This window comes from Streptomyces sp. WAC05292 (assembly GCF_003949955.1).
Classification (GTDB): domain Bacteria; phylum Actinomycetota; class Actinomycetes; order Streptomycetales; family Streptomycetaceae; genus Streptomyces; species Streptomyces globosus.
Genome location: NZ_RPSE01000324.1, coordinates 1 through 7,458 on the forward strand (window position 1 = coordinate 1; position 7,458 = coordinate 7,458).

Sequence of the window (7,458 nt, forward strand, 5' to 3'; positions counted from 1 at the left end):
CGCACGCCCGCCCCGCTCCGCGCGCTCCGCCCCCTGCTGCTGCTGTTCCTCCCCCTGGGCGCGGTGTTCGGCGCGATGGAGGTGGCCTCCATCGCCTACCTCGACGGGCACGGCCTGGGCGCAGCGGTCGGCCCGATCCTGGCCCTGCAGGCCGCCGGATCCTGCGCCGCAGGCCTCCTGTACGGCACCCGCAGGCCCTTGGACCTGCGGGTATGCCTGGCGGCGACGGCCGCGGCGATGGCCCTGCCCTGGGCGGCCGCCGCCGCGGACTCGGTGGCCCTGACCGGGCTCGCCCTCCTCCTGGCCGGCATGTCGACGGCCCCGACGATGGTCACGGCGATGTCCCGCATCCACGCGGCGGTCCCCCCGGAGCGCCTGAACGAGGGCATGACCCTCACGGTCACGGCCACCCTGGCGGGCATAGCCGCGGGCTCCGCCACGGCGGGCGCCCTGGTCGACAGCTTCGGCACGACCCTCCCCTACGCCCTCCCGGCGGCCGCCGCCGCCACGGCCCTCCTCCTGTCCACCGCCTTGCGCCGCCGAGCGGCTCGACCGGTACCGTAAGTCGGTACCGGACTGGTACCTTCTTTAGGTACCAGCCCAGAGGAGGTGCGCCACGTGCCCATCAGTGCGAGCGAAGCCCGCAAGACCCTGTTCCCCCTCATCGAGCGCGTCAACAACGACCACACACCCGTGCGGATCAGCTCAAAGAGCGGGGATGCGGTTCTGATGTCCGCGGACGACTACGACGCCTGGCAGGAAACGGTGTACCTCCTGCGCTCGCCGGCGAATGCCCGGCGACTCATGGAGGCTGTGGAGCGGGACCGGGCCGGTTCTGCTGCCGTCGTCAAGAGCATGGAGGAGCTCCAAGAGCTGGCCGGTGAGGAGTGAGGAGCCTCGACTTCGACCCGGCGGCCTGGGAGGACTTCCTCTTCTGGCTGGGGGCGGACCGGAAGATGGCGAAGCGCATCACCCGCCTGATCGGCGAGATCCAGCGGTCTCCCTTCGCGGGGATCGGGAAACCCGAACCGCTCAAGGGCGACCTGACCGGCTATTGGTCCCGCAGGATCGACGACGAGCACCGCCTCGTCTACCGGGCCGACGACAAGGAAGTGAAGATCCTCAAGGCCCGGTACCACTACTCCGACTGACCAAGCGACCGGCGGTTCGGCTGTCGCGCGAAGCGATTGACTGCAAAGTGACTGCACCGACGACAAAATGCAGTCACGACTGCGTTCACGATCCGGGAAGTCCCCGATGACATCGCCCGCCGCATAAAGGTCCGGGCCGCCGAGGCCGGACAGTCCCTCCAGGGCAACCTGCTCGGACTCGTCACCCGAGACGCGACCCAGCCCACCCTCGCCGAAATAGCCGACCGCGCCGAGCGCTCCTCCGTCCTGGTCCTGTTCCTCACAGACAGGGGCTCCCGGGGCGCCGCTGCCCGCCGGCGCATCGGCGAGGAAGACCTTCTCGGCGCTCCCCACCTGCTGGACACGACCCGCCTCCGCACCCGTCGTGCTCGCGCATGACGAAGGCCCCCTGACCTGGCGAGATATTTCGCAGGTCAGGGGGCCTTCGCCCACATGGGATGAGTGGAGATGGCGGGAATCGAACCCGCGTCCAACGGTGCAGAAGGAGGGCTTCTCCGAGCGCAGTCCGCTGCGATTTTCTCGGCCCCGGAGATCACGCGGACAAGTCTCCGACGGGCTCAGTCACTGTTTGATTTCCCTCCAACCCCCGTGACCGGGGCTAGAGGTTTAGATCCCTAGTCGACGCCAGGATCCGGACCGGGACCACTTCCGGGCTGACGCTCCTCACAGAGGCTTCAGCTCACTGCTATCAGGCAGCGAGGGCGAAGCGGGAGTTATCGCTCTTGGAGTTGGCGATTATTTTTTTGCGACATGTGGTTAGCGAGATCATTGCCGCTTCCTCGGCTCGCTTCCCCTACATCGACATCCGCTGTCGAAACCGATCATCCCCATGTTGATTTTTCAAGGTGCGCCCGCCCCGCGGGGTGGGTGCGCTGCCCATGGTACGCGAAGTGGACCACCGCGTGCCAGGTGATTAACGCTCGCCGCGCTGGCGCCGCCGGGCCGCCGCGATCGCGCGGTTCGTCTCCCGCGTGTCCTGCTTCTCCCGCAGCGCCTGCCGCTTGTCGTACTCCTTCTTGCCCTTCGCCAGCGCGATCTCGACCTTGGCCCGGCCGTCCTTGAAGTACAGGGCCAGCGGCACCAGGGTGTGGCCGCTCTCCTGCGCCTTCGACTCCAGCTTGTCGATCTCCTCCCGGTGCAGCAGGAGCTTCCGCTTGCGCCGGGCGCTGTGGTTGGTCCACGTCCCCTGGCTGTACTCCGGCACGTGCACGTTGTACATCCAGGCCTCGCGGCCCTCCACCGACACGTAGCCGTCGACGAGCGAGGCCCGTCCCTGGCGCAGGGACTTCACCTCGGTGCCGGTGAGCACGATCCCGCACTCGTAGGTGTCGAGGATGGCGTAGTCGTGCCGCGCCTTCTTGTTCTGGGCGATCAGCTTGCGCCCTTTTTCCTTAGCCATAGTGGTGGTCATTTTTGCACTAAGGGCCCACCCCGAGGCCACCCAATACCGTGCGGGCCCGCTCCTCGGCCCGGTCGGGGGCGGGCAGGTCGGGGGTGACGCCGGTGCCGTCGAGGCTGCGGCCGCCCGGGGTGCGGTACGTGCCCACCGTCAGCTCGGCCACCGAGCCGTCGGGGAGCTGCGTCGGCATCTGCACGGACCCCTTGCCGAAGGTGCGGGTGCCGACGGCGACGGCCCGGCCGCGGTCCTGCAGGGCGCCGGCGACGAGCTCGGCGGCGCTCATGGTCCCGGCGTCGACGAGGGCGACCAGCGGCCGGGCGGTGTCGCCGCCGCGGTCGGCGTACAGGGCGCGCTCCTCGCCGCGCACGTCGTACGTGGCGACGAGCCCGCCGTCGAGGAAGGCGGAGGCGGCGGCGACGGCCTCGGTGACCAGCCCGCCGGGGTTGCCGCGCAGGTCGAGCAGGACGCCGCCGCCGGGCGGGGCGGCCCGTACGGCGTCCCGGACGCGGGCGCCCGAGCCGCGGGTGAAGGCGGCGACCTTGATGACGGTGACCCCGCCCGGCAGCGAGCGGACGGTGACGGGATCGGCCCGCAGCTGCTCGCGGTGCACGGTGCGGGAGGCCTCGGTGCCGCCGCGGGCGGTGCGCAGGGCGACGGGGGTGCCGGCCCCGCCGCGCAGGAGGGCGACGACCTCGGCGGTCTTCAGGCCGGTGACGGGACGGTCGTCGACGGCGACGAGGCGGTCCCCGGCCGTGATGCCGGCGCGGGCGGCGGGCCCGCCGGGCTGGACGCGGGCGATGGCGATGGCGCCGTCGGCGCGCCGTTCGGGCCAGAGGCCGACGCCGGTCCACCGGCCGTCGAGGCCGTCGGCGAAGGCCTGGAACTCGGCGCGGTCGTAGACGACGCCCCAGCGGTCGCCGCTGCGGCTGACGACCTCCTGGGCGGCCTTCTTGCCGGACTTGCCCTCGGCGACGGCTTCGGCGGCGGCGCGGGCGACGGCCTCCCGGTCGGCGGTTCCGGGGGCGGCACCGCCGGGCCCGGGGCCGGCTTCTCCGGGCGGCGCCGCGGCGGTCGTTAATCCGCTGCCGGGAGCGCCTGCGGCGCCGGCCCCGTCCCAGCAGCCCATGGCGGCCGCGGCGGTGACGACGCCGGCGAAGGCGAACGTGAGGACGGCCCCGCGACGCAGGTCGCGGGGCCGCGGACAGAAGCTGGGCAGACCCTGCATGCGCCCGAGTCTAGGACAAGGCCCCTTCCGCCACGGCGGGTTGGACCGGGCTCACAGGGGGCGCTCGTCACACCCGGAGGTACTTGCGGAGCGCGAGGAACGCGGCAAGTGACGGCATCAGCACGCCGATTGCCAGCACGAGCGGCAGCTTGGTCAGGACCTCGTCCCAGCCGATGAAGTTGATCAGCTCCATCTTGGTGCGGAGCGAGGCGCCGTGGTCGATGACGAAGTACTGGCCCGCGCCGAGCATCAGGCAGGCGAACACGGCGCCGATGAGGCCGGCGAACGCGGCCTCCATGATGAACGGCACCTGGATGTAGAAGCTGGAGGCGCCGACCAGCCGCATGATCCCGGTCTCGCGGCGCCGGCTGAAGGCGGACACCCGCACCGTGTTGACGATCAGCAGCAGCGCCACGACCAGCATGATCAGCATGATGCCGAGGGCCGCCCAGTTGAGGTAGCCGAGCATCTGGAAGAGGTTGTCCAGCTCGGTGTGCTGGTCGGCCACCGACTGGACGCCGTCGCGGCCCGCGAAGGCCGTCGTGATGACCTTGTACTTCTCGGGTTCCGTGAGCTTCACGCGGAAGGAGTCGGGCATCTGGTCGGGGGTGATCACCGAGGCGAGCGCGGTGTGCCCGAAGCGCTCCTTGTAGTGCTTGTAGGCCTCGTCGGAGGACTCGTAGTGGACGGTCTGGACGAGCTCCATCTTCTCCAGGTCGGTCTGGATCTGCTGCTTCTGCTCGGGTGTCGCCGCGCCCTTGGCGCAGGCCCGGCTGCCGAGTTCGCTGCTGTCCTCGGCGTCGCTCTTGTTGCAGAGGTAGATGGAGACGTTGACCTTGTCGTACCAGTAGCCCTTCATCTTGCTCACCTGGTCGCGCATGAGCAGGGAGCCGCCGAACAGGGCGAGCGAGAGGGCCACGGAGATGACGACCGCGAAGGTCATGGTCAGGTTGCGGCGGAGACCGACCCCGATCTCCGACATGACGAACTGGGCGCGCATGACGTCTGGGTGGGCCCTTTCAGTGCTGGTAGCCGTAGACGCCGCGCGACTGGTCGCGGACGAGGCGGCCCTGTTCGAGTTCGATGACGCGCTTGCGCATCTGGTCGACGATCTGCTGGTCGTGCGTGGCCATGATCACGGTGGTGCCGGTGCGGTTGATGCGGTCCAGCAGCTTCATGATGCCGACGGACGTCTGCGGGTCGAGGTTGCCGGTGGGCTCGTCCGCGATGAGCAGGGCGGGGCGGTTGACGAAGGCGCGGGCGATCGCGACGCGCTGCTGCTCGCCGCCGGAGAGCTCGCCCGGCATGCGGTCCTCCTTGCCCCCGAGGCCGACGAGTTCCAGCACCTGCGGGACGGCCTTGCGGATCTCGCCGCGCGGTTTGCCGATGACCTCCTGCGCGAAGGCGACGTTCTGCGCCACCGTCTTGTTGGGCAGGAGCCGGAAGTCCTGGAAGACGGTCCCCAGCTGGCGCCGCATCTGCGGGACCTTCCAGTTGGAGAGCTTGCCGAGGTCCTTGCCGAGGACGTGGACCTGGCCGTGGGTCGCCCGCTCCTCGCGCAGGACGAGCCGCAGGAAGGTGGACTTGCCGGAGCCGGAGGAGCCGACCAGGAAGACGAACTCGCCCTTCGCGATCTCCAGGGAGACATCTCTGAGTGCGGGGCGGTTCTGCTTCGGGTAGGACTTGGAGACGTTGTCGAATCGGATCACGGGTGCACCACGGTCGCCGGGAGTAGGTGTGCGTGACCATACGCGAACGGGCCCCGGGTGGGGACCCGGCGCCCACAGTTGCCCGATATGTCCCGCGCGACGGGGGAGGCGGCGGGTGATTGCCCGGACGGGCCGCGCCGAATGCCTGCGGAGCTGGCACAGTGGTAGGGGGAACGGTCTCGTTCCCGCACGCGTTGTTCAAGGGGACGAGAGGAGGAGAGCGCATGACATATGACCGGCTCGTGTGCGCGAACTGCGCCGCGCCCGTCAGCCAGGGCCGCTGCCCGGTGTGCCGGGCGAACCGGGAGCGCCTCCAGCAGGAGGGCCCCTTCGCAGGCCTGAACCCCACGGCGCTCATCGCGCTCCTGGTGGTCCTCGTGGCGGCTCTGGCCCTGGTGGCGCAGCACACCGCGTAGGGCCGGCGGGCGCCGGCGGCTCCGCCGCACGTCCCGATCATGCGTCGCCCCGCCCCCTGGGAGGGCGGGAGGAAGAACGACGGCGGGGCCCGGACACCTTCGGTGTCCGGGCCCCGCCTCGCGTTCACGTGCCGCGCACCCCTCGCGGGGCGCGCGGTCCGGCGGCCCGGGCTCAGGCCGTCGTCTGCTCCTGCTGCTTGCGCCAGCGGATGCCGGCCTCCAGGAAGCCGTCGATGTCGCCGTCGAGCACCGACTGCGGGTTGCCGACCTCGAACTCCGTCCGCAGGTCCTTGACCATCTGGTACGGGTGCAGCACGTAGGAGCGCATCTGGTTGCCCCACGAGTTGCCGCCGTCGCCCTTGAGGGCGTCCATCCTGGCCTGCTCCTCCTGGCGGCGCCGCTCCAGCAGCTTCGCCTGGAGGACGTTCATGGCGCTGGCCTTGTTCTGGATCTGGCTGCGCTCGTTCTGGCAGGACACCACGATGCCGGTCGGGATGTGCGTGATGCGCACCGCCGAGTCGGTGGTGTTGACGCCCTGGCCGCCGGGGCCCGAGGCCCGGTAGACGTCGATGCGCAGCTCGGTCTCGTCGATCTCGACGTGGTCGGACTGCTCGACGACCGGGAGCACCTCGACGCCGGCGAAGGACGTCTGGCGGCGGCCCTGGTTGTCGAAGGGCGAGATGCGGACCAGGCGGTGCGTGCCCTGTTCCACCGAGAGGGTGCCGTAGGCGTACGGCGCCTTGACGACGAAGGTCGTCGACTTGATGCCGGCCTCTTCCGCGTACGAGGTCTCGTACACCTCGGTGGAGTAGCCGTGCCGCTCGGCCCAGCGCAGGTACATGCGCTGGAGGCGCTCGGCGAAGTCGGAGGCGTCGACGCCGCCCGCCTCGGCGCGGATGTTGACCAGCGCCTCGCGCTCGTCGTACTCGCCGGACAGGAGGGTGCGGACCTCCATCTCGTCCAGCGCCTTGCGGACCGCGGCGAGCTCCGTCTCGGCCTCGGCGCGGGTGTCCGCGTCGTCCATCTCCTCGGCGAGCTCGAAGAGGACCGCGAGGTCGTCGATGCGGCCGCGCAGCGCCTCGGTCTTGCGGACCTCGGCCTGGAGGTGGGAAAGCCGGCTCGTGATCTTCTGGGCAGCCTCGGGGTCGTCCCACAGGGACGGGGCCGCGGCCTGCTCCTCGAGCACGGCAATGTCTGCCCTCAGCTTGTCGAGGTCCAGGACGGCCTCGATCGACCCCATGGTCGAGGAGAGGGACTTCAGCTCTTCGGAAACATCGACGACTGCCACGGGTCCAGCGTAGCCGGTCCGCGGGCGCCCCCGTCCGGCCCGTCCGGTTCACCCGTTCTGATGGACGCCGATACGGGCGTACGCTCACGGTATGACTCTCCTCCTCGTCAAGCGCCGCCATGTGGACCACATGCGTGTCACGACGACGAGCTGTCAGCCGCCGGACCGAGCACAAGCCTGATCCAACCGATCCGACTTGGTCCTGTACGCGGCCCACGCGGCTCCGGCGCCACCCCTGCCGGCAGGCCCTCCCCCTCCGCTGCCCCGCCA

The 7,458-nt window shown here is 70.4% G+C and carries 9 protein-coding genes, 1 other RNA gene and 1 pseudogene; 5 read left to right on the plus strand and 6 right to left on the minus strand.

What is annotated here, in order from left to right:
- The 4 genes and pseudogenes from EF903_RS25425 to EF903_RS36145 all read left to right on the plus strand — a co-directional run.
- Positions 1-564 (plus strand): annotated as a pseudogene (locus tag EF903_RS25425) (MFS transporter); the annotation flags it as partial.
- Between the two features lie 54 nt (positions 565-618).
- Positions 619-891, plus strand: coding sequence for a type II toxin-antitoxin system Phd/YefM family antitoxin (locus EF903_RS25430; RefSeq protein ID WP_125546927.1), 273 nt, complete (start codon positions 619-621; stop codon positions 889-891).
- Positions 888-1,151 (plus strand): Txe/YoeB family addiction module toxin, encoded by a 264-nt coding sequence (locus tag EF903_RS25435; protein ID WP_125546929.1) that lies wholly within the window; start codon positions 888-890, stop codon positions 1,149-1,151. The genes EF903_RS25430 and EF903_RS25435 overlap by 4 nt, the downstream gene beginning before the upstream one ends.
- Positions 1,152-1,241: 90 nt before the next feature.
- Positions 1,242-1,529 (plus strand): hypothetical protein, encoded by a 288-nt coding sequence (locus EF903_RS36145; protein ID WP_399421667.1) that lies wholly within the window; start codon positions 1,242-1,244, stop codon positions 1,527-1,529.
- Positions 1,530-1,590: 61 nt separating this feature from the next.
- Here the strand turns inward: EF903_RS36145 and ssrA are convergent.
- The 5 genes from ssrA to ftsE all read right to left on the minus strand — a co-directional run bounded on the left by ssrA (position 1,591) and on the right by ftsE (position 5,484).
- Positions 1,591-1,980, minus strand: a transfer-messenger RNA (tmRNA) gene (gene ssrA / locus EF903_RS25445).
- A gap of 84 nt (positions 1,981-2,064) precedes the next feature.
- Positions 2,065-2,550 (minus strand): SsrA-binding protein SmpB, encoded by a 486-nt coding sequence (smpB, locus tag EF903_RS25450; protein WP_125546931.1) that lies wholly within the window; start codon positions 2,548-2,550, stop codon positions 2,065-2,067.
- A 19-nt stretch (positions 2,551-2,569) separates the two neighbouring features.
- Positions 2,570-3,775: a S41 family peptidase gene (locus EF903_RS25455; protein ID WP_125546933.1), complete on the minus strand. Its 1,206-nt coding sequence runs from the start codon at positions 3,773-3,775 to the stop codon at positions 2,570-2,572.
- A 67-nt stretch (positions 3,776-3,842) separates the two neighbouring features.
- Positions 3,843-4,775, minus strand: a complete 933-nt coding sequence (gene ftsX, locus EF903_RS25460) for a permease-like cell division protein FtsX (RefSeq protein WP_125546935.1) — start codon at positions 4,773-4,775, stop codon at positions 3,843-3,845.
- A 19-nt stretch (positions 4,776-4,794) separates the two neighbouring features.
- Positions 4,795-5,484 carry a cell division ATP-binding protein FtsE gene (ftsE, locus tag EF903_RS25465; protein WP_114057746.1) on the minus strand — a complete coding sequence of 230 codons (690 nt, stop codon included), beginning with the start codon at positions 5,482-5,484 and terminating at the stop codon, positions 4,795-4,797.
- 224 nt (positions 5,485-5,708) lie between these two features.
- Here ftsE and EF903_RS25470 point away from each other — a divergent pair, with 224 nt between their 5' ends.
- Positions 5,709-5,900, plus strand: a complete 192-nt coding sequence (locus EF903_RS25470) for a hypothetical protein (RefSeq protein ID WP_125546937.1) — start codon at positions 5,709-5,711, stop codon at positions 5,898-5,900.
- Between the two features lie 172 nt (positions 5,901-6,072).
- Here the strand turns inward: EF903_RS25470 and prfB are convergent, their stop codons facing one another.
- Positions 6,073-7,188: a peptide chain release factor 2 gene (gene prfB / locus EF903_RS25475; protein WP_125546939.1), complete on the minus strand. Its 1,116-nt coding sequence runs from the start codon at positions 7,186-7,188 to the stop codon at positions 6,073-6,075.
- Positions 7,189-7,458 lie beyond the last annotated feature (270 nt).

Excerpts from the sequence above, each read along its gene's own strand:
- smpB (WP_125546931.1), bottom strand. The coding sequence starts at position 2,550 with ATGGCTAAGGAAAAAGGGCGCAAGCTGATCGCCCAGAACAAGAAGGCG.
- EF903_RS25455 (WP_125546933.1), bottom strand. The coding sequence starts at position 3,775 with ATGCAGGGTCTGCCCAGCTTCTGTCCGCGGCCCCGCGACCTGCGTCGC.
- ftsX (WP_125546935.1), bottom strand. The coding sequence starts at position 4,775 with ATGCGCGCCCAGTTCGTCATGTCGGAGATCGGGGTCGGTCTCCGCCGC.
- EF903_RS25470 (WP_125546937.1), top strand. The coding sequence starts at position 5,709 with ATGACATATGACCGGCTCGTGTGCGCGAACTGCGCCGCGCCCGTCAGC.